The following is a 20,572-nucleotide window of genomic DNA, read 5'->3' as shown; positions in this document are numbered from 1 at the left end:
CCACGGCAGCAGCTCTCGGTAGCAGCGCTGTGCGGCCGGGCGGTCGCCGAGCCGCGCCGCGACCTGCCCGCGCAGCGTCATCCAGTACAGCCAGAGGTAGTCGGGGCGAATCGGGGTCTGTGGCCGCCAGACCGCCCGGGCCGCCTCCCGGTCGCCGGAGGAGAGCAGCGCGTGGGCCAGCACGTCGTGCGTGTCGTCCGGCACGCGTGCATGCACCTGCCGGATCTCCTCGGCCAGCTCGTGCCCACGTCCGACGGTGCTCAGCACGGTGAACCGGCCCATCAGCCCCATCGCCGCCGCGTTGGGGCCACCGATGCGGCTCATCCGATCGCTGATCTCCGCGTACCGGCGGGCCGCCTCGTCGAGATCACCGGCGAAGAGAGCGCGCAGGCCGGTGAACCACCCCATGACGGCGACGATCAGGCCGAGTTGGCCGGTCGTGGCCTGCTTGATCGCCCGGTCGACGTGGTGGCGTGCCCGGTCGAAGTCGGCCTCGGTGAGCGCGGCCTGGTAGAGGATGTGGTGGGCTTCGCACTGGTACGCGGTGAGCCCCGCCGCCTCGGAAACCGCCAGCAGCTCCCGCCCGACCTCGGGCAGCTCGGCCCGGTGCGCGGGGGCGACGGTGACGAAGTAGCGGGCGTTGAGCGCGCGGCAGAGCACCGCCGGATCGTCCTGCTGGCGGGCCAGTGCGAGGGCTTCCCGGGTGACCTCGTCGGCGCGCCGCAGTTCGGCGCCCTCGATCTCGAAGGCGAGAGTGCTCAGCAGCTGGGACCGCAGCGCCACATGGTCGTCGCCGACCCGAGACAGCTCCTGCTCCAGCAGCCGGACCAGCGGCTCGTCGACGGCGCGGTCGGGCCGTATGGTCCAGGTCACCGGGGCGTCGAAGCAGGTCAGTGCGGAGTGGACGGCGTGTGGGTCGCCGCTCCCGCTGGCCAGCCGCACCGCCTCCGCGCGCGCGCCGCGGGCGTTCAGCACGTCACCGGCGAGTGCGCTCGCGCTGGCCAGATCGCAGAGCAGGTCGAGACGTACACGGGGGGAGACCGCCGGGGCGAGGTCGGCCGCGCGCAGCGCGCCGGCCCAGTACGCGGCAGCTTCCCGAGGGGCGCCGAGGTCACCGGCCCGGCGGGCGGCGGCGGCCACGTGCCCGATCGCGTCCTGCGCGGTGGCCGGGGTGAGGGCGGCGAGTGCGTGCCTCCCCAGCACCGCCACGTCGTCGACGCGCTGCTCTCGCAGCACAGTGAGGATCCGACTGTGCATCCGGGTGCGTCTCAGCAGCGGGACGCTGTGGTAGAGCGCGTCCCGCATCAGGGCGTGCGCGAACCGGATCCGCCCCGGCTCGGGCTCGACGAGCAGACCCGCGGTCACCCCGGCCTCCAAGGCGTCGAGAACCGGCTCCTCGGGGCCGCCGTCGATCGCGATCAGGATGTCGACCTCGGCGTCCGAGCCCAGGACGGCGGCGTGCCGCAGCACCATCTGGGTGGTGGCCGGCAGCCGTGCCAGCCGCCGGGCCAGCACGTGACCCAGCGCGGTGGGGATGCCGTCGAGCGCCGACCCGGGGCCTTCAGCCGCGATCAGCTTGGCCAGCTCGATCGTGAACAGCGGATTGCCCGCCGTACGTTCCCGCACGGTGCCCAGCAGTTCGGTGTCGGTGGTGTCGACCCCATGGCGACGCAGCAGTTCGGTGACGGCCGCGTCGTCGAGGCCGCCGAGGCCCAGCTCAACCGCCGGTATGCCGGTGAGCGCGGCCCGGGCCACCACGACGTCGTCGGTCACCTCGTCGGGGCGGAAAGTCGCCACCACCAGGACGGGTGCCTTCGCCAGGGCGGCCGCCAGGTGGCGCAGGATGCGCAGGGTCTCACCATCGGCCCGGTGGATGTCCTCGATCACGACGAGCAGCGGGCCTTGGCCAGCCAGCCGGGACAGGTAGGCACCCAGCGCCTGCCGTAGGTGGAACTCGTCGTACTGTCCGCGGGTGCCGGCAGGCGTTGCGGTGCCGGTGCCCAGGAGCAGCCGCAGGCCGCGGGCCTCCGGCTCGTCGAGTGGGAGCCGTCCGCGGGCGGCGGTGACCACCTCGTGCCACGCCCAGGCCGGCGGTGCGCCGTCCACCGGTGGGCAGGTGCCGATCGCCGTGGTCCAGCCGTCGCCGGCGAGGGACCCGGCAAGGTGCCGGGCCAGCGTGGACTTCCCGCCACCCGCTTCGGCGCCGACCCAGCAGATGCCGAGGCCGGCTGCGGTGGCGCGGTCCGCTGCCGACCGCATCCGGGCCAGCTCGGTGGCGCGGCCGAGCATCGGCGGCGCCACGGGCGGTCGATCGGGTACGACAGCCGGCGGATCGGCCTGCCCGGCCAAGGCCGAGAGCCGGGCGACCCGAAAGGCGGACGGCCCCAGACGAGGGTTCTGCCGAAGCAGATCCGTCTCCAGGCTCCGCACCTCGGGGCCGGGTTCGATGCCCAACTCTTCGCGCAGCGCGGCGCGCACCGATCGCAGCACGTCGAGGGCATCGGCCTGCCGTCCGAGGCTGTAGAGCGCGACCGCGAGCAACACCGCGGCCTGCTCCCGCAGCGGATGGTCCCGGACGTGTGGATCGAGGTCGAGGATCACCTCGTCTGCGCGGTCAAGGTCGAGCAGCAGCTTGGCGCGCTGTTCGACGGCGGTCAGTCGGAGCTGGCCCAGCCGTTCGCGCTCCCGGTCCGCCCACAGCTCTCCGGCGAATTCGGCGTACGGGGTGGCCGCGCCCCAACCGGCGAGGACCTCGTCCAGCCCGGCCAGCGCCGCCCGCGGCTGCGTGTCGATGACGCGCGTGGCCGTCCGCAGCGCCGATTCGAACCGCCAGGCGTCCACGTCGGGTGCCGCCAGTCGCAGGGCGTACCCCGGGGCCGCGGTGACAAGGATCCGGGCGAGACGGCGGGGCGGACGGTCCGGCTCCAGCGCCCGGCGCAGGTTCGACACGTACACCTGCAGGGCGGCCTGGGCCCGTGGCGGTGGGTCTCCCGACCAAAGGTCCTCGATGAGCCGGTCGACCGAAACTACATGACCGCCGGCGGCGACAAGCCTCGCCAGCACCGCGCGCTGTCGCGGTGCCCCGAGGTCGATCGGGGTGCCCTTCCGCATCGCCCACACGGGGCCGAGCACACCGACCGTCGTCACGCTGCAACCGTAGCGAGCCGAAGCCGCCGTGGAGATCCCTTATCCGACAGTTCCTTGATCAACCGTTCGAATCGAAGGAGCAGATCTTGGCCTGGTCGAGTCGGTCGACGACGGCCCGTCGGTTGGTGGTGTTCATCGTTCCTTGCAGCACGAGCGCCTGGTGTCCTCGCGCCGAGAACAGGGCGGTGAGTGCCTCGACGTGGGCGACCCGCCGGGTGAGGACGAGACAGTTGCGCCCACGGGTCAGTGCCGCGACGACGTCGTCGGCTATCTGAGCGTTGCGTGCCTCGTCGACGGCGAGTCTTCGGTGCACCTCGGGCGAGCGCGCCGGGCGCGTCCAGGTGCACGTCGCTGGGCTGGAATGTGGTCTCGTGGAGGAACAGCGTTCGTCGGGCCCGGCGTCGGAGTGCATCGTGGCCGCGAGGGTGCCTTGTGCCTCGTCGGTCAGGGTGTGGCGGACGGGTCCGAGTTGCCAGTCGACGAGTTGGCCGAGGCCGTCGCGTCGGGTGGGTGTGGCGGTGAGGCCGAGCCAGAACTGCGCGGCGATCCGTTTGACCGAGTGCTCGTATGCCGCGCCGCCGAGGTGGTGGCATTCGTCGACGACGACGTCCCCGTACCCCTGGGTCAGGGTGGTGACGTCGTCGTGCCGTGCGAGGGAGGGCAGCAGTGAGATGTCCACGGTGCCGCTGAGTTTGCGGCGGCCGCCGAGTTGACCGGGCTTGATTCCGACGCATATACGGCGAACAGCTCGTCCGGCCGCTCGTTCCTGCCGCCCTACCCACCCGGCCCCGCCCGTGCCCGAGGCCGATGCCGGCACTGCCTGTTCACGTTCCTTCGCCGGTGTTCGCCGCCTCCGTCAACAGCGCGAGCTCGACCGGCCGGCCGGGGGCGGCGGCCGGCGTGCGGAACGGCGGCCCACCGGGGATCTCCCGGTGGGCCGCCTGAGTCCCCGTCATGGGATCCGTGTGTGACGCAGGGTCAGTCGACGTCGGTGCCGGGCAGGGCTGCGCCCGGCACGTCCTGCGGCAGGTAGATCTTGGCGTCACCCGGGTAGGGCAGGTCCCAGTTGTGGGCGCCGTACCACGTGTACCGGTTCATCAGCTCCGGGTTCGCGTAGTCGGCCTGCGCCCACTTGCCGGTGAGGCGCTGCTTCGAGGCCCACTTGTCCCACGCCTCCGAGTAGGAGACGAAGCTCGCCGGGACGGGGCCCTGGAGGGCGGCCGCGTTGGCGCCGGTCGGCGTGTCGAGGCCGCACGCGGGCGCGGTCTTGATGTTCTCGGTCAGCGAGATGTTGTTGGCCTTCGCGGTGTACGGCGTGAGGTCGGCCTTGGGCGTGAAGGCGCTGTACATCGGGGTGGCCGCGGCGACCTTCTGGTTGAGCGGCTCCGCGCCCAGGATCTGCTCGATGGTGCGGACCATGTTGATCTGCGAGTAGTAGGTCGAGACCGTCTTGCCGTGGACGGCGTACGGGCTGATGACCTGGATCGGGGCCCGGTGGCCGTCGACGTGGTCAGGGCCGGCCTGGCTGTCGTCCTCGACCACGAAGATCGCGGAGTCCTTCCAGTACGGGCTGTGCGAGATCGTCTCGACGATCTTGCCGAGCGCGAGGTCGCCACCGGCGACGTTCGACCGCTGGGACACCGGACCACCGGTGTGGTCGTCGGAGAGCCACACCATGTTGAACTCGGCCGGACCGTTCTTCTGGAAGTCGTCCTTCCAGATCTGGTAGCGGTACAGGTCGGGGATCTGCATGTCGAACGGGGGTGCTGTCGGCACGGTGATGTTGTTGAGCGAGGGGATCGGCGAGCCGTAGTTGCCCTTGAGCGCGGGGCTGGTCAGCTGCGCCGGGTCGCCGCCCTGGTCGACGTTCTGCGCGGCGCAGTAGTACTGCTGCCAGGTCGAGCCGGCCGGCTTGCCGCTGGAGGAGTAGACGAACTCGCCGAAGTTCTTGGCGGTGTGGCCGGCGGCCATGACGGCGGTCCACAGGAAGCCCGAGCGCTGGTGGCCCAGCACGTCCTCCTGGGTGTCGTAGCTGCGGACGTACTCGCCGGCGCTGGACTCGGTGTACTCCGGGTTGTCACCCTGCATGATCCAGTTGTGACCCTCGGCGGAGTTGGTGCCGACGTCGTAGGTGTTGTCGTAGAGACCGAACTGCCGCGAGAGCGCGTGGATGTTGGGCGTGACCTGCTCGCCGAACTGGGCCAGCGACGGGTCGCCGTTGCCCTCGGGCATGTCGCCGTGAATCTGGTCGTAGGTGCGGTTCTCCTTGACCAGCATGAAGACGTGCTTGATGGGCGAGGGGTCGCCGATGCGCCGGGGCACGGGCAGGGGCGCCACGTTGCTGCCGCGGACGGCGCGCTTGACGTCGCTGTCCGCGCCACCCCAGCCGTTCTGCTTGAAGACCTGCGGGGTGTAGGTGTCCCTGATCTCGCTGTCGGAGGGGAGGGTGAAGCGGGTCAGCGAGGCGGTCGTGGCGTGGGTGCCGTGGCCGGTCGCCGGGTGGTGCCGAAGCCCTGGTTGTAGGTGATGGCCGGGCCCCGGGCGTCGATGCCGCGGCGGTTGGCCACGACGATCTGGTCGTCGACCGCGAAGACGTCCTCGGGGTAGTAGTCGGTCGGGACCAATCCGACGTAGCTGACCGGGTCGAGCGCGCTCTCGCCGAGCTTGTAGACGGCAATCGCGTTGACGCGGCCGAGGCTGACGAGCAGACGGCCGTTGTACACGGCGATCGCGTCGGGCTCGTACCCGACCTCCGAGCTCTGCCAGGGCTTGGTCTCGATCGTCTGGACGACCTTGTCCATGCTGGTGTCGACCACCGAGACGGTGTCGTCGTTGGTGTTGGCCACGTATAGCGCGCTGCCCTCGAGGTGCATGTCGGTCGGGTGGAGACCGACCTCGATCTGGCCGATGGGCGCCGCGGCGTTGGCCGTGTCGATGACGCTGAGGACACCGGTGGTCGAGGTGCCGAGCACCGGGTCCGCCGGGACGTTGGTGCCGTAGGACTTGATTGTGTCCTCACCCGGCTGGGCCAGGCGGCCGCCCTCGTCGCTGACGTAGAGCTTGAGGCCGACGAACTTCAGCTGACGCGGCGCGATGCCGACGGAGTAGGTCGCCTTGATGGTGCCGGCAACCGGGTCGATCGCGACGACGGTGTTCTGGCCGTTGACGGCGGCGTACAGCGTGCTGCCGTCGGGCGAGAACGTCATGCCGGCGGTGAGCGCCTGACGGGTGGGGCCGGTCAGGTCGGGGATGGTGATCTTGGTGCCGGCCGCCAGGGTGCCGTCGGCGTTGACCGGGAACCGGGTGATGCCGGTCGCGTTCGGCATGAAGAGGAACTTGCCGTCGGGGGAGTAGAGGGGGCTCTCCTGGCCGACGGTGTTGTCGGAGGGGCGCAGGTTGGCGCCTGAGGCGGTGCCCGCGCGGAAGATCAGCTGGTAGGTCTCCAGGTCGAAGATCTGCAGCGAGATCGACCGGTCGTTGGCGGTCGCGGCCAGGAAGCGGCCGTCGGGGCTGATCGTGGAGCCCATGAACTTGCCGTAGTTGGTCACGAGCCGCTCGCCGAGCGGCTTGATGATCTGGTTGGAGGAGATCTGCAGGCCGTCGGTGTACTCCTCGCCGACCAGGTTCTCCCCGAAACCCATGGTGGAACCGTAGGCAACACCACCCGTGACCGTGACCGCGAGGGCCACGCCGCCGGCCACGAGGCCGGTGGGCAACGAGCGCAGGAGGCGACGACGAGGCCGCTTCACGACGCGGTTGCGCCTTACATTCATCTGGTTTCCCTTCACTTTGTAGTTGCCAACAGGTCGACGACTCCGTCGAACTGCCACAGCGGGTTCGGTCGGTCACCCAGGGGGGTGGCGACCTGGAAGAACCCGTTGACCTCCTTCGGCCCGTCGCCGTCGGCGACGTACCGTCCGTCCGCGGTCACGTCGAGCTGGTAGATCGCGTTGCCGGTCGCGGTCGCACCAGGGAGGGTCCACGTCACGACGCAGCGCCAGTCGGCGCCCGGACCGTGGTCCTCGACGCGCTCCCCGGCCTTGTCGCACTTGGCCGTGGCGTGGAGCTGCTCCTCGGTGACCGCCCGCCGGTTGAGCTGCTCGGTCTGCAGGACGTACAGGTGCGAGAACGACGTCGCCAGCGAGGCCTCGAGCTTGGGCCGCTCGATGCCCGTGCCGTTGGCACCCGTGGTCACGGCGACGACCACGGTCGTGACCGCGGCCAGGCCCGCCAGCGGGGCCAGACCCGCGACCAGGAAGCGGCGGCCCATGCCGTCGTAGGCCAGGTCGGTGAAGTCGCGACGCACGAAGAGCCCGTAGGCGAGGTAGGTGGCCAGCGCCGTCCAGGCCAGGCTGACGGCGAGCCCGATCCACAGCGACCCGAGCTGACCTGGGGCCGTGAAGAGGCCGCGGTAGGTAATGAAGGCGTTCATCGGCGTCGCCACCCGAAGCGCCACCGGGACCGGCATCAGCTGGACACCTTCGAGGATGAGCGCGATGACCACCGGCATCAGTAGGCCCAGCGGGGAGCGCCCCAGCGCGACCGACCCGAGCAGGCCGACCGCGGAGAAGGCGAGCGTGGGCGGGACGATGGTCAGCCAGCCGAGGAGGACCGTCCGGGTGAGCTCACCGGAGTCCATGATGTGCCCGTCCAGTCCCGGCATCGGCTGGGAGCCGAGCGCCAGCAGGCCGCCGGCCAGCGACGACACGAGGAGTGCGGCGAGAAGCGCCAGGGTGACGGTGAGCGCGGCCATCGCCTTGGACACGAAGATCCGGCGCGGCGAGCGTACCGCGACCATCAGGTGCCGCCACGTGCCGAGCCGGTCCTCGACGGCGAAGACATCACCGGCCACGAGACAGGTGAGCAGGGGCAGCACCAACGTGCCCATGAATTCGAGGATGACCAGGGAGCCCGCCCAGCCGGACTGGTTCATCCAGCGGCCGTAGACCGCGTCGGCGGGAAGGGAGGTCTGCTGGCTGATCACCGCCGTGTAGATGGCCGGGGCAAGCAGGCACGCCAGGAAGACCAGCCGGACGCGCCACTGCGAGACCAGCTTGACCAGCTCGAACGTGTAGCAGCGGCTCAGCGCCGCGGGCTGTGGCTGCGTGCGGACGGGGGCATCGACGATGGCCGCGGTCATCGCGTGGTCTCCTGGAGGTCGGGGGTGAAGGCAGGGCTGATGTCGGCGTCTGGGCCGGTGTCGGCGTCGGCGCCGGTGAGCGCCAGGAAAGCGGCCTCCAGAGGGGGCACGACGGGGCCGAGCTCGCGGATCGCGATGCCCGCGCCGACGAGCCGGGCGACCAGGTCGTCGAGGGCCGGCTCCGGGCCCCGCACGACGACCGACTGGTCGTCGTACTGCGACTGCGACTTCCGGCCCGCGACCTGGCTCAGGCCCGGGATGTCGGCGGCGAGCCGGCGTGCGCCGTCGGCGTCGGTCGTGACGAGCCGGTAGTCGAGCTCGCCGCTCTCCGTGGCCAGCTTGTGCACCGGGCCCGAGAAGACGACCCGGCCGGTGGACAGCAGGGTGACGTCGTCACAGAGCGCCGCGAGGTCGTCCATGCGGTGGCTGGAGAGGACCACGGTGCCGCCGGCCTCGGCGAGGTCGGTGAGGATCTGGTGGACCTGTCGCTTGCCGGCGGGGTCGAGGCCGTTGGCCGGCTCGTCGAGGACCAGCAGACGCGGCTCGCCGAGCAGGGCGGCGGCCAGCCCGAGGCGCTGCCGCATGCCGAGCGAGAAACCGCGGACGCTGTCACCCGCCACCTCGGTGAGCCCGACCCGGTCGAGCAGCTCATCGACGTCGGCGGAGCGGCCGGCGCCGCTCTGCAGGGAGACCAGGGCCGCAAGGTTCTGGCGCGCCGTCAGCTCGGGATACAGACCGGGGCCGTCCACGAAGCCCGTGACGCCGCCGGGTACCGACAGGATGCGCCCGACCGGTGAGCCGAGGATCTCCAGTGAGCCGCCGTCGGCCACCGCCAGGCCCAGCAGCATGCCCAGGAGAGTGGTCTTGCCGGCGCCGTTGGGCCCGACGAGCCCGTGGATCTGCCCCTCGGGGAGGTCGAGATCGACCCCGTCGAGGGCGATGACATCGCCGAAGGTCTTGGTGATGCCGCGCGCACGAACGGCAGCAACTGGTTGCATCGGGGTCTCGTCCCATCTGGCCGCGAGCAGCCAAGAACAGTTGCCAACTCCAACTTCCTTCGACGGCGAAGCTAAGGAGTCCAGATGACCTGACCCGATCGATTTGCTGAACGCATTGCAAACGTCCAAATAAACGCCTAATACTGCAACTACCACAAAGGACTCAAACGCCTTTGCGTTGCCATCGTGACCAGTGCAGGGCTTGGCGCATCACGGCGCCTCCGCCTTAGGCGAGGCGGGCCGCCAGGCGGCGGATCTCGTTGCTGCTGAGCGGGACGCAACCAGCGGGACCGCGTCAAGCTGCTGCTGAACGTGGTGTGGGTGCCCGGCGGCCATGGCCGCTGCGCACCCACACCCCCTCCACGCGTTCCTATCGACTGACAACGGCGACAGACAGCAACAGGAGGTGCTCGGCGACCAATTTGGTGCCTCCGAAGGTCAGGCCGCTCCCACAGCAGGTCGGCTCAAGTCACTCTGGCACTGACGCCAGGCACGCGGGACCGCATCTGCCGTTGTCGCCAGCATGACACAACTGCATATACGGCGAACAGCTCGTCCGGCCGCCCGTTCCTGCCGCCCTACCGCGGCGACCAGCAGCACCCGGTCGGGCAGGTCGAGGGCCCACTGCCGGCCCGGCCGCCCGTCGGCGATCGAGGCCCGCCGCGTTCGGCGACCAGGCGCACCAGCCAGCGGAACTGGGCGGGCTGCAACCCGGTGAACGGGAAGATCCACTCGGCCCGGGCAGCGGTGATCACCTGCACGCAGGAATCATCGATGATCGTCCTCAACAGACAGACACCGCGAGACGTCCCTTAGTGTTGCGGCATGCCTGCGGAGATCGTGATTCGGACCCTTGGTCCGTTGGAGATCGAGGTGGCGGGCACCTCGCTGGACACCACACCGTCTGAGCGTCTGCTGCTGGCTCGACTGGCGTTGGCCGACGGCCAGGTGGTGTCGGTGGGGAAGCTGGTCGACGCGGTCTGGCCGGACGCGCCGCCGAGCACGGCCCGCAACCGGATCCAGGTGCTGGTTTCCGGACTTCGCCGGAAGCTGGCCGCCGCCGGTGGCCCCGGCCAGACGATCATCACCCGCGCGCCCGGGTACCTGCTGCCGGCCGAGACGCTCCGGCTGGACCAGCATGAGTACGAGCGGCTGGTGGAGCGAGCCAGAGCGGAGCGGACGGCGGGCCGGCCGGCCGCCGCCGCCGCGGCGTACGCCGCAGCGCTGGCACTGTGGCGCGGCCCGGCGTTCGACGGTGTTGACTCCCCTTTCGTCGCGACGGCCTCGGTTCGGCTCGCCGAGTCGCGGCTGGCGGTCACCGAGGACACGTTCGAGTCGCGGCTGGCGGCCGGCGCCGACCCCGATCTGGTGGCCGACCTGAGGGCGGCGATTGAGGCGTACCCGCTGCGCGAGCGGCTTCGTGGCCAGTTGATGCAGGCACTGCACGCCCAGGGCCGCCAAGGTGACGCGCTGGCCGTCTACCGCGACTTCCACGCTCTGGTCCGGGACGAGCTCGGGCTGGAACCGGGCTCGGAGCTGACCCGGCTGCACCAGAAGATTCTCGCCGTGCCGGTGGCGCCGCCGGTGCTGGCGGCGCCACCGAATCAGCTGCCGGCCGACACTGCGGACTTCGTCGGTCGCCAGGCGGAGTTGGACCGGCTGCGGGACGTGCTGGCGCGGGCCGCGGCGGCGGCGTCCGGCGGCCGTCCGGCGATCGTCTCCATCGTCGGACCGGGCGGCTCCGGCAAGACCGCGTTCGCGGTCCGGCTAGCCTGGCGGGTACGCGCGCTGTACCCGGACGGCTGCCTGGTCGCCGATCTGGACGGCGCTGACCCGCACGCGCTGCTCGGTGCGTTCATGCGGGCCCTGGGGCTGGCCGGCGCGGCGGTACCGACGGACCCGCAGGAGCGGCTGGGCCAGTACCGGTCGCTGCTGGCCGACCGGAAGGTCCTGCTGGTGCTGGACAACGTCGCCACCGCCGCGCAGTTGGCGCCGCTGATCCCGGCCGGCGGCGGGTGTGCGGTGCTGGCGGTCGGCCGGCGACGGCTGACCTGGCTGCCGGAGGCGGTCGCCTGCCCGCTCGGCCCGCTGCCCGTCGACGAGGCGCTGGACCTGTTGAGCCGATTGGCCGGCGCCGCCCGGCTGAACACCGAACGCGACGACGCGCGCCGGTTGGTCCAGATGTGCAGCGGCCTGCCGCTGGCGATCCGGGTGGTCGGTGCGCGGCTGGCCGCCCGCCCCGACCTTCCGGTCGCGCACCTGGCCGACCGGCTCGCCGACGAGCAGCACCGGCTGGATGAGCTGGAGGTCGGTGACGTGCAGGTGCGCGCCTGCCTCGCGGTGAGCTTCCAACGGCTGCCGGTCGACGCGCAGCGGGCACTGCGCCTGATCGCGCTGCTGCCGGGCCCGCAGCTGCCAGGGTCACTGCTCGCGGCGGTGCTGGGCGTACCGGACGACGTCGTCGACCGGGCGGTCGCCCGGCTGCTGGACGAGCACCTGCTGGAGGTCGTCGGACCGCACCGGTACCGGCTGCACGACCTGGTCCGGCTGTTCGCCGCGGAGCGGGCCGAGGCGGAGGAGCCGGGCGAGCAGCGCGTGGCGGCGGTTCACCGCGCCTACCAGACGTTGCTGGCGCTGGCCGGGGCGGCGAACGAGCGGATGCCGGCCCGCCGGTACCCGTGCCCGGTACCGGCGGCCGATCCGCAGCCGACCGCGATACCCGTCGACCCTATCGGCTGGCTGGACGCCGAGCGCGGCACCCTGCTGGCCTTTGTCACGGAGGCGCGCAGGCTCGGCGTGCCGGAGCTGGCCTGGCCGCTGGCCGCGACCCTGGTCAACATCTGTGAGCTGCGCGCCAACCCGGACGACTGGCAGCGGGCCCTGGACCAGGCGGACGGTGCGCTCGGCGACGCGCCCGATCCGGCCGGCTCCGCCGCGCTCGCCCTGGCCCGCAGCATCCTGCTGCGCGGCGCCGGCCACCACGAGCAGGCCGCGCCGTACGCGAGCCGGGCCGGCCGCTACTACCGGCGCGCCAAAGCCTGGCCGGCAGCGGTGTCGGCGGCCGTGGAACTGGCCATCAGCGCCCGTATCCGCGGACGGTACCGGCTGGCCCGCGCGGCGTTGGGCTGGGCGCTGGCCCGCTCCGCCGAGCACGACACCGGGGCCCAGGAGGGCTACGCCTACCTGGCGTTGGGCAACGTCTGCCTGAGCGAGGACCCGCCGGATCTGGCGGCCGCGCAGCGGGCGTTGAGCCGAGCCCAGCAGGTGTTCAGCCGGCTGGACGAGCGCAGCGGGCTGGCCAACGCGATCATCGCGGCTGGCCGTGCCCACGCCATGGCCGGCGCGCACGCCGCCGCGGTCCGGTCGTACCTGGCCGCGGCGCCGGTCTACGCCGATTTGGACGATCGGGCCGGCCGGGCGTTCGCGGACGCGATGCTGGCCGACGCGTACCTGCGCGACGGCGACCCGCGTCGGGCGTTGCAGGTGGTGGATCGCGTGGTGGACAGCCTGGCGGAGCTGGGGCACGGGTACTGGGAGGCGGTCGCTCGGGTGGTGCGGGGTCAGGCGCTGGCCGAGCTGGGCGACCTGCGGGCGGACGGCGTGCTGCGCCAGGCCGCCGCCCTGTACGAGCGGCTCGGCCATCCGGTCCGAGCCGGCGAGGTGTTGTTCGACCTGGCGCGGCGGCAGGCGGCAGGCGGCCAGGGGGACACGGCACGCCGCTGCGCGACGGACGCGGCCCGGTTGTTCCGCGAGGCCCGGTCGCCGCGGGCGGCCGAGGTCGTCGCCTGGCTGTCCTCGTAAGGCGAACCACAGCACGGCGTAAGCGCCGGTCGGCATACTCGGACCGGTCGAGATCCACTCGACCCCGATCGGAGGTCCCGGTGCCAGTGCGGCCGCAGCTCAAGAGCGTGTTGTGGGAGCGCGTCGATGACTCGCTGCGACTGGTGTACGACGTGCGGGACCAGCTGATGATCGCCGACCCGGACGGCAGTGTCGAGCGGTTGCTGGCGCTGCTGCGGGAGGGCGGGCGTACCGTTGCCGAGCTGGCCGAGGCGATGGGGCTGCCGGCAGAGGACATCATGGCTGGGCTGGCGGTCTTCGACGAGCATCGTCTGCTGGAGGACGGCGAGCGGCTCGGCGGCTACACCGGCGCGGCGGCCGAGCGGCACTTCAGCAACCTCGCCTTCTACGAGTCGTTCGCGACACTCGCCACCAGCCGGGAGGATTTCCAGCGCCGGCTGGCGGACGCGCACGTGCTGGTGCTGGGCACCGGCGGACTGAACTCCAACACCATCCCGCACCTGTGCGGACTCGGCATCGGCCGGCTGACCCTGCTGGACCGGGACGTGGTGGAGCTGCGCAACTTCGCGCGGCAGTATCTCTACACGCAGGCCGATCTGGGCGCCACGAAGGTCGAGCGGGCCGGCGCGTGGGTGCGGGCGTTCGACCCGAGCATCGAGGTGGCCACGGTCACCGCCGGGATCGACGGCACGGACGTGGTGTCCGCGCTGGTCGAACGGTACCGGCCGGACGTGGTGATGTCCGGCGTGGACAGCCCGAGCACCATCGACGACTGGGTCAACGACGCCTGCGTCCCGGCGGGGGTGCCGTTCGTCCGTGGTGGCATGTACGTCACCCAGGGCGTCGTCTGGTCGGTCGACCCCGGCCGCAGCGCCTGCCGCGCGTGCGGCCGATCGGCACCGGCTCTGGACCCGGACGACCCCGAGGTAGCCGCGGCCCGGCTGCTGAACACCCGGTCACAGACCAACCGCGGGATCGGGCCGGTCGCCGGTCTGCTCGGCGCGTTGTGCGCGTTCGAGGTGCTGCGGTTGCTCACCCGGTTCGAGCCGCCGGCCTACGCCGGTCGGCCGATGCTCATCGACTTCGCCGCCGGCTGCACCACCAGCCGGGGCGAATGGGCGCGCGATCCGGCGTGCCCAATCTGCGGCGACCTCGCACCGGCCGAGCCGGTGCCGGCCGCCGCGATGTCAGGGGGAGGAGGTGACAGAACATGAAGATCGAGGTCAAGAAGATCGAGAACACCCGCCTCACGCTCGAGTGCTCAAGCGGCGCCATCATTGCCAGCTGCGACTCCTGAGCGACGGAGTCCGGCCGGCCAGCACGACAGGAGAAACCGATGACCACTGCGGACGGCGACCTCGCGGTAGCCGCGAGCCGCCTGGTGGTGGCACGAGACGGGGACGAGTGCGTGCTCGGCCGGCCGGACCTGGGCATCTTCGTACAGGTGCCGGAGCCCGGCGCGGTGTTCGTCGAGGCGCTGCAGGCCGGCGTCTCGGTGACGGGCGCGACCGAGCGGGCCAGCGAGGTGGCCGGTGAGCCGGTGGACGGCGAGGACTTCCTCGCCACCCTGGCCGAGGTCGGCCTGCTGGACGCACCGGCGGCGGCCGACGCGGCGGCGGGCGCCCGGCGTACCCGGGAGATCCGGTGGATCGAGGGCATCAGCCCCCGGACCGCGGCCCGGTTCTTCGGCCGGGTGGCCTGGTCAGTGTACGGGGCGGCGGCCGTGACCGCCGTCGCGTTGCTGGTGGCCCGGCCGGAGCTGCGGCCGACGTACGAGAGCTTCTGGTTCCTCGATGATCCGATGGCCTCGGTACTGGCGCTCATCCCGGCCACCATTGTGCTGAGCTGCCTGCACGAGGCATGTCACTGGCTGGCCGGACGGGCGATCGGCGTGCCCGCGGTGTTCCGGGTCAGCTACCGGGGGATCTTCCTGGTGTTCGAGACCGACCTGTCGCAGATCGTCACGGTGCCGCGGCGCCGGCGGTACGGGCCGTTCTTCGCCGGCCTGGCCTTCGACGCCACGATACTGGCGGTGTTCCTGCTGCTGCGGCTCGCCGACCACCAGTCGTGGCTGCCCCTCCCGCCGCTCATGGACCGGTTCCTCAGCGCGCTGGTACTGCGCCAGGTGTTCGCGATCGTCTGGCAGGTCGCCGCCGTGTTCCTCCGCAACGACATGTACGCGGCACTGACCACCGCGCTGCGCTGCACCAACATGTACCGGGTCAACGCGCTCACGATCAAGGACCGGCTGGCGCGGCTGACGCCTGACGAGGCCCGGGAACTGGCCGAGGCGAGCGACCGGGACCGGGCGGTGGCGCCCTGGTTCGCGGCGATCTACCTGGCCGGCATCATCGCCATGTTGTGGGTGTTCCTGGTCGCCGGCCTGCCCAACATGATCGTCATGGTCGGCTGGCTGGCCAACAGCCTCGCCGCGCACGCGGCCGGCTCACTGGCGTTCTGGGAGGCGACCGCGGTGGCCGGTTACCTGCTCGTAACCCTGGCCCTGCCGGCGGTGCTCGCGTTGCGGGAGCGGCGGATGCGGCAGAGAGGAGCACTGTCGTGACGAACCAGCCGACCCGCTGGTTGTGGCGCGCGGCCCTGGGTGTGGTTCTGGCGGTGTCGCTGGTCGTCATCGCCGGCCCGTACCGGGCGCGGCTGGTCGGCGCGGCGGTCGGCAGCCGGCAGCCGGAGAACCGGCCGGCGCCGTGCCTGCCCGGGACCGCCGTACCGATGATGGACAGCCCGCACATCGACCCGTCCGAGGCGTCCGCGGTGACCTACAACTCCAACCCGCCGACCTCGGGGCCGCACTTCCCGTTCGTCGCCGCGCCCGGCATCTACTCCGATCCGGTAGCGGACGGACTGACGGTACACGCCCTGGAGCACGGCCACGTGGTGATCGACTACGGTCCGGACACCTCCGCCGGCGATCTGGGCGCTCTGGTGGACATCGCCAAGCGGCACCCGGCCGACGTGCTGCTGCGGCCACGGCCGGGCCTGACCGGCGTGGCACTCACCGCTTGGAGCCGCCTGGACCACCTCGACACGTTCGACCGTTCCCGGGTCGAGGTCTTCATCGAGCGGCTGGCCGGCCGCTACGACCACGGCTGGACTCGTACCGACCCCTGCTGACGCCGATCCGATGTCGGCGCAAGCGCTGTCAGTCCAGACGATCCGGTGGGTGGCGTTGGTGGCCACTTCCGGCGGTGTTGGTGGTGCGGCGTTCGTGGTCGCATGCGGACTCCGCGTTGCCGGTTCCGATGAGCGTCTGAGCCAGCTGTGGGTGTAGCGCCGGGATTGCGGTCGGGAGCACGCGAAAGCGGAACCTCCGGCTCCGGGTTCACCTGACTGAGGCCCTGTGCGGTGCGAGAGCCGCCTCGGCGTACATACGTAGCCGCACCTCTCGCGCGCTCGCCGCCGAGCGTGTCCGGCTGGTAGGTGTGCCGAAGGCCGAGTTGGCGGTAGACCTCGGCCTCGTCGGCGGGGTCGGCGTCGCGAAGGGCGGCGGCGATGTCGCCGAGCTCTGCTTGGGCCCGGGCGCGTTCGGTCTGGGTTTGGGCGATCCACCCGGTGACTACCGCTGAGCCGGCGCCGACGTCCAGGGCGGCTCGGTAGCGTTCCAGTATCGCGTCGCATTCGTTGATGATCGTCTGGGCTGCCGTGCCTCAGCAGCAGTGCGGCTCGCGCCGGGAGGACGCACGACCGAACCGGGAATATAGGTGAGTACGTCCGCAGCCATCTCGGTAGTTTTGGCGGATGCCTCCACAGATTCCGCATGCCGAGCCCGGTGTGCCGGACACGAGAGGGCCGATGCGGTACGTCTGGTGGCTGGTTCGCTGCCAACCCTGGCGGGTGCTGCGCGGCACCGTGGTCGGCACGGCGTGGATGATCGGGCTGTCGGTCCGGCCGTACCTGGTCTCCCGCGCCGTCGACGACGGACTGCGCGCGCACGACACCCGAGCCCTGCTGCTATGGGTCGCGGCAATCGTCGTCGCGGGGGTAGGGCTGTCGTACCTGGGCATCATGCGGCACCGCACGATGACCTTTGTCCGAGAGGACGCTACAGCCCGCTCCGCGGCGGTCCTGCTGCACCAGTTGTCCCGGATCGGCGCGGTGCTGCCGCGCCGGCTCGCCGCGGGGGAAGTCGCCACCGTCGGCGGCTCCGACATTGGCTACACGTCGCAGGTGCTGACGATGACTGGCCCGGGCGTCGGCGCGATGATCGCGTACGCGGTCATCGCTGTCGTGCTGTGGTCGGTTTCCCCGTTGCTGGCGCTGTGCGTGCTGCTGGGCGTGCCGGCGATCGCGCTGATCATCGGACCGTTGCTGCGCCGCCTCGAACGGGCGGAGTCCGTCTACCGGCACCAGCAGGGCGTCCTCACCACCCGGGCCGGCGACATCGTGGCCGGGCTGCGAGTGCTGGCCGGGGTCGGCGGCCGCGGCCTGTTCGCCCGCCGGTACGCCGCCCGCTCTCAGGACCTGCTCGCCGAGGGCTACCGGGTCGGTGCCGTCTACAGCTGGATCGACGCGTTGACGGTCGCCATACCGGGGCTGTTCCTCGCGGCCGTGGTGTGGCTCGCGGCTCGGATGGCGGTCGCCGGCGACATCACGGTCGGGCAGATGGTCGCCGTCTACGGATACGTGGCGACGCTCATCGTGCCGGTTTGGTTCCTGCTCGAGGGAAGCTACGGGGTGATCCGGGGCCGGGTCGCCGCCCGTCGCATCATCGCCCTGCTCAACCTAACCCCGGACCACGTCGGTGGCCCGACCCCGCAGGACGTGGGCGGGCCGGGAAACGTACCCGGTGCCCGCCGGCCGCTAGCCAGGTCCGCACCGGTACGGCCCGCAGACCTGCACGACCCCGCTTGCGGACTGACCGTGCGCGACGGTCGGGTGACCGGCGTGGCCGCCGACGACCCGGCCGAGGCCATCGCCTTGGCCGACCGGCTCGGGCGCTACGTTGTCAGCGACGTGACCTGGGGCGGCGTGCCGCTGACCGGGATCGCACTCGACCAGGTACGCGCCCGGATCCTGGTCGCCGACCACGACTCCTACCTCTTCGCCGGGACCCTACGGGACATCCTGCGTGGCCGGGAGTCGAGCGCCGACGGCCCGGCGGGGAACGGCGACGGCCGCACCCGGGCAGGGAACGGTGACACCCTCGCCCAGACGGGCGGCGCTGATCACCGGATTACGGCGGCCCTGCGTATCGCGTCGGCGGAAGACATCGCCGACGCGCTGCCGGAAGGGCTCGGCACCCCGATCGACACCCGGGCCCGCACGCTCTCCGGCGGCCAGCGACAACGGGTACGGCTGGCTCGGGCGCTGCTCGCCGAACCTGAGGTGCTGATCCTCATCGACCCGACGTCGGCGGTGGACGCGCACACGGAGGCGCGGATCGCCGAGCGGCTGCGCGTCGCGCGGGCCGGGCGGACCACCATCGTGCTCGCTACGTCACCGTTGCTGCTCGGGCACGCCGATACGGTCGCGCATCTGAGCGCGGGTCGGATCGTCGCCACCGGCACGCACGCGGAACTGCTAGAACAGGACCGGGGCTACCGGCAGTTGGTGGCCCGGGGCAGCGACGACCTCGACTTGGAAGACTTCACCGGGCCCAAGGGGGCGTTGCGATGAGCCGGCTGCCGGTAGCGGACCGTGCGGCCGTCCGACGGGAGATGCTGGACCTCGTCGGCCGGGAACGGCGCGCGGTCCTGGTCGTGCTGGTGTTGCATGGTGCCGCCGCGATCGCCGGACTCGCCGCGCCGTGGCTGCTCGGCAGGATCGTCGACCAGGTTGCCGCCGGTGGGGGCGTCGCCACCGTGGACCGCTTGGCGATGGCGATCGGCGGATGCGTTCTGGTGCAGGCGCTGCTCTCCCGGTATGCCCAGTACGCCGGTCACCGGTTCGGGGAGCGGGCCGTTGCCCAGCTGCGTGAGGAGTTCATCCGCAAGACGCTCGGCCTGCCCGTCTCCGTGGTGGAGCGGGCCGGCTCCGGGGACCTCGCCACCCGCAGCTCCGTCGACGTGTCAACCGTCGGGACGACCGTCCGCGACGTCGTGCCCACCATCGTCATCGCCTCGGCGCAGCTGACGCTGCTGTTCGGGGCGATCTTCCTGCTGCACCCGATGCTCGGCCTGGTCGCGCTGGCCGGGCTGCCGTCGATCTGGGCGGCGAGCCGCTGGTACCTACGTCGGGCCAGCTCCGCCTACCTCGCCGAGGGTGCCGCCACCGCGGAGCTGACCGAGACGCTGACCACCACCGCCGAGGGCGCGCGCACCGTGGAGGCGCTGCGCCTCACCGACGAGCGGATTGTCCATGGCACCGAGCGCATCGCCCGGGTGTGGGCCACCCGCCGGGCAACGCTCGCGTTGCGGACCGTGTTCTACACGGTGGTGGAGGCCAGCTATCCGTTGCCGATCGCCGCAGTGCTGCTGGTCGGCGGATTCTTCCTGTCCGAGGGGATGGTCTCGCTCGGTGAGGTGGTCGCCGCCGCGCTCTATCTTCAGCAGGCGATCGAGCCGTTGGACCGTATCCTGCAGTGGACCGAACAGGCGCAGCGCGGCTTCGCGTCGTTCGCCCGCGTGCTCGGCGTCGGTCAGGTGCCACCGGAGCTGCCAGGCAAGGCCTCCGCGCCAGCAGGGGAACGGCTCGTCGTGCGCGGCGCCCGATTCTCGTACACCGACGGCCACGACGTCCTGCACGGCATCGACCTGGAGGTACGGCCCGGCGAGCGGCTGGCCGTCGTCGGCCCGTCGGGCGCCGGGAAGTCCACCCTGGCCCGGCTGCTGGCCGGAATCGACGCGCCGCGAGACGGCGTGGTCAGCATCGGCGGCTGCCCGATCACCGACCTGGATCCCGCCGAGCGCCGCCGCCGGATCGCCCTGGTCACCCAGGAACACCACGTCTTCATCGGCTCTGTGCGCGACAACCTCGCCTTCGCCGCTCCGGACGCGTCCGACGAACAGATGCAAGCCGCGCTGGTCGCGGTCGGCGCCGACTGGTACTCCGAGCTGCCCAGCGGCCTCGACACGGAACTCGGCGACGGGGCCAGGCAACTCGGGGCGGCCAATGCGCAGCAGCTCGCGCTCGCCCGGCTAGTGCTCGCCGACCCGCACACGCTGATCCTCGACGAGGCGACAGCCGCGCTGGATCCGACGACCGCCCGGCGTACCGAGCGCGCGCTGGCGGCCGTGCTCACCGGCCGGACCGTCATCGCGATCGCGCACCGGCTCAACACCGCGCACGACGCCGACCGGGTCGCCGTGATGGAGGACGGCCGGATCACCGAACTCGGCACCCACGACGAACTCGTCCGGGCCGACGGGGCCTACGCCTCCCTCTGGCGCTCGTGGCACAGCTGAGAGGTTTGTGCAGCAACGCCATGGCCGGATCACCGTCGCGCCTGTTCGTTTGTCAGACCAACTTGACACGGCATAGGGGTGTCCGGACCGGTGGACGGGTAGCGGGCGGGGGCGGCCAGCGCCCC

General features: G+C 71.7%; 14 protein-coding genes and 1 pseudogene. 7 read left to right on the top strand and 8 right to left on the bottom strand.

All coding sequences use genetic code 11. From position 1 onward, the window contains the following. From ACWEVO_RS07715 to ACWEVO_RS07680, 8 genes and pseudogenes are all read right to left on the bottom strand, one after another. Positions 1-3,147: BTAD domain-containing putative transcriptional regulator (locus ACWEVO_RS07715; protein WP_452306776.1), on the bottom strand; the 3,147-nt coding region annotated here is incomplete at its 3' end. A 58-nt stretch (positions 3,148-3,205) separates the two neighbouring features. Next, positions 3,206-3,826 (bottom strand): DEAD/DEAH box helicase, encoded by a 621-nt coding sequence (locus tag ACWEVO_RS07710; RefSeq protein ID WP_452306775.1) that lies wholly within the window; start codon positions 3,824-3,826, stop codon positions 3,206-3,208. 145 nt (positions 3,827-3,971) lie between these two features. Further along, on the bottom strand, positions 3,972-4,103 hold the full coding sequence (locus ACWEVO_RS07705) for a hypothetical protein (RefSeq protein ID WP_452306774.1): 132 nt from the start codon (positions 4,101-4,103) through the stop codon (positions 3,972-3,974). Positions 4,104-4,125: 22 nt separating this feature from the next. After that, positions 4,126-5,469 (bottom strand): alkaline phosphatase family protein, encoded by a 1,344-nt coding sequence (locus ACWEVO_RS07700; protein ID WP_452306773.1) that lies wholly within the window; start codon positions 5,467-5,469, stop codon positions 4,126-4,128. A gap of 134 nt (positions 5,470-5,603) precedes the next feature. Further along, entirely contained in the window at positions 5,604-6,788 is a 1,185-nt protein-coding gene (locus ACWEVO_RS07695) for a YncE family protein (protein WP_452306772.1), read from the bottom strand. Positions 6,789-6,931: 143 nt separating this feature from the next. Next, positions 6,932-8,287: an ABC transporter permease gene (locus ACWEVO_RS07690; RefSeq protein WP_452306771.1), complete on the bottom strand. Its 1,356-nt coding sequence runs from the start codon at positions 8,285-8,287 to the stop codon at positions 6,932-6,934. Continuing rightward, complete coding sequence (locus ACWEVO_RS07685; RefSeq protein ID WP_452306770.1) at positions 8,284-9,414, bottom strand: ABC transporter ATP-binding protein; 1,131 nt, start codon at positions 9,412-9,414, stop codon at positions 8,284-8,286. Before ACWEVO_RS07685 ends, ACWEVO_RS07690 begins: the two co-directional genes overlap by 4 nt. A gap of 444 nt (positions 9,415-9,858) precedes the next feature. Further along, positions 9,859-10,046: pseudogene (locus tag ACWEVO_RS07680) on the bottom strand (IS5/IS1182 family transposase); the annotation flags it as partial. 100 nt (positions 10,047-10,146) lie between these two features. Between ACWEVO_RS07680 and ACWEVO_RS07675 the strand changes: the two are divergent. The 7 genes from ACWEVO_RS07675 to ACWEVO_RS07645 all read left to right on the top strand — a co-directional run bounded on the left by ACWEVO_RS07675 (position 10,147) and on the right by ACWEVO_RS07645 (position 20,447). Further along, the gene (locus ACWEVO_RS07675; protein ID WP_452306769.1) at positions 10,147-13,086 is read left to right on the top strand and encodes a BTAD domain-containing putative transcriptional regulator; all 2,940 of its coding nucleotides are present in this window, start codon (positions 10,147-10,149) and stop codon (positions 13,084-13,086) included. Positions 13,087-13,166: 80 nt separating this feature from the next. Then, positions 13,167-14,300 carry a HesA/MoeB/ThiF family protein gene (locus ACWEVO_RS07670; protein WP_452306768.1) on the top strand — a complete coding sequence of 378 codons (1,134 nt, stop codon included), beginning with the start codon at positions 13,167-13,169 and terminating at the stop codon, positions 14,298-14,300. Positions 14,301-14,422: 122 nt separating this feature from the next. After that, a complete protein-coding gene (locus ACWEVO_RS07665; protein ID WP_452306767.1) occupies positions 14,423-15,649 on the top strand; it encodes a hypothetical protein in 1,227 nt (408 codons plus the stop codon). Beyond that, a complete protein-coding gene (locus tag ACWEVO_RS07660; RefSeq protein ID WP_452306766.1) occupies positions 15,646-16,218 on the top strand; it encodes a DUF3105 domain-containing protein in 573 nt (190 codons plus the stop codon). Before ACWEVO_RS07665 ends, ACWEVO_RS07660 begins: the two co-directional genes overlap by 4 nt. Positions 16,219-16,526: 308 nt before the next feature. Next, positions 16,527-16,670: a hypothetical protein gene (locus tag ACWEVO_RS07655; protein WP_452306765.1), complete on the top strand. Its 144-nt coding sequence runs from the start codon at positions 16,527-16,529 to the stop codon at positions 16,668-16,670. A 226-nt stretch (positions 16,671-16,896) separates the two neighbouring features. Further along, entirely contained in the window at positions 16,897-18,720 is a 1,824-nt protein-coding gene (locus tag ACWEVO_RS07650; RefSeq protein ID WP_452306764.1) for an ABC transporter ATP-binding protein, read from the top strand. Continuing rightward, a complete protein-coding gene (locus ACWEVO_RS07645; protein WP_452306763.1) occupies positions 18,717-20,447 on the top strand; it encodes an ABC transporter ATP-binding protein in 1,731 nt (576 codons plus the stop codon). Before ACWEVO_RS07650 ends, ACWEVO_RS07645 begins: the two co-directional genes overlap by 4 nt. The last annotated feature ends 125 nt before the right edge of the window (positions 20,448-20,572 follow it).

This window comes from Micromonospora sp. NPDC003776, assembly GCF_053605645.1.
This window is presented reverse-complemented; position numbering and strand designations above follow the sequence as displayed.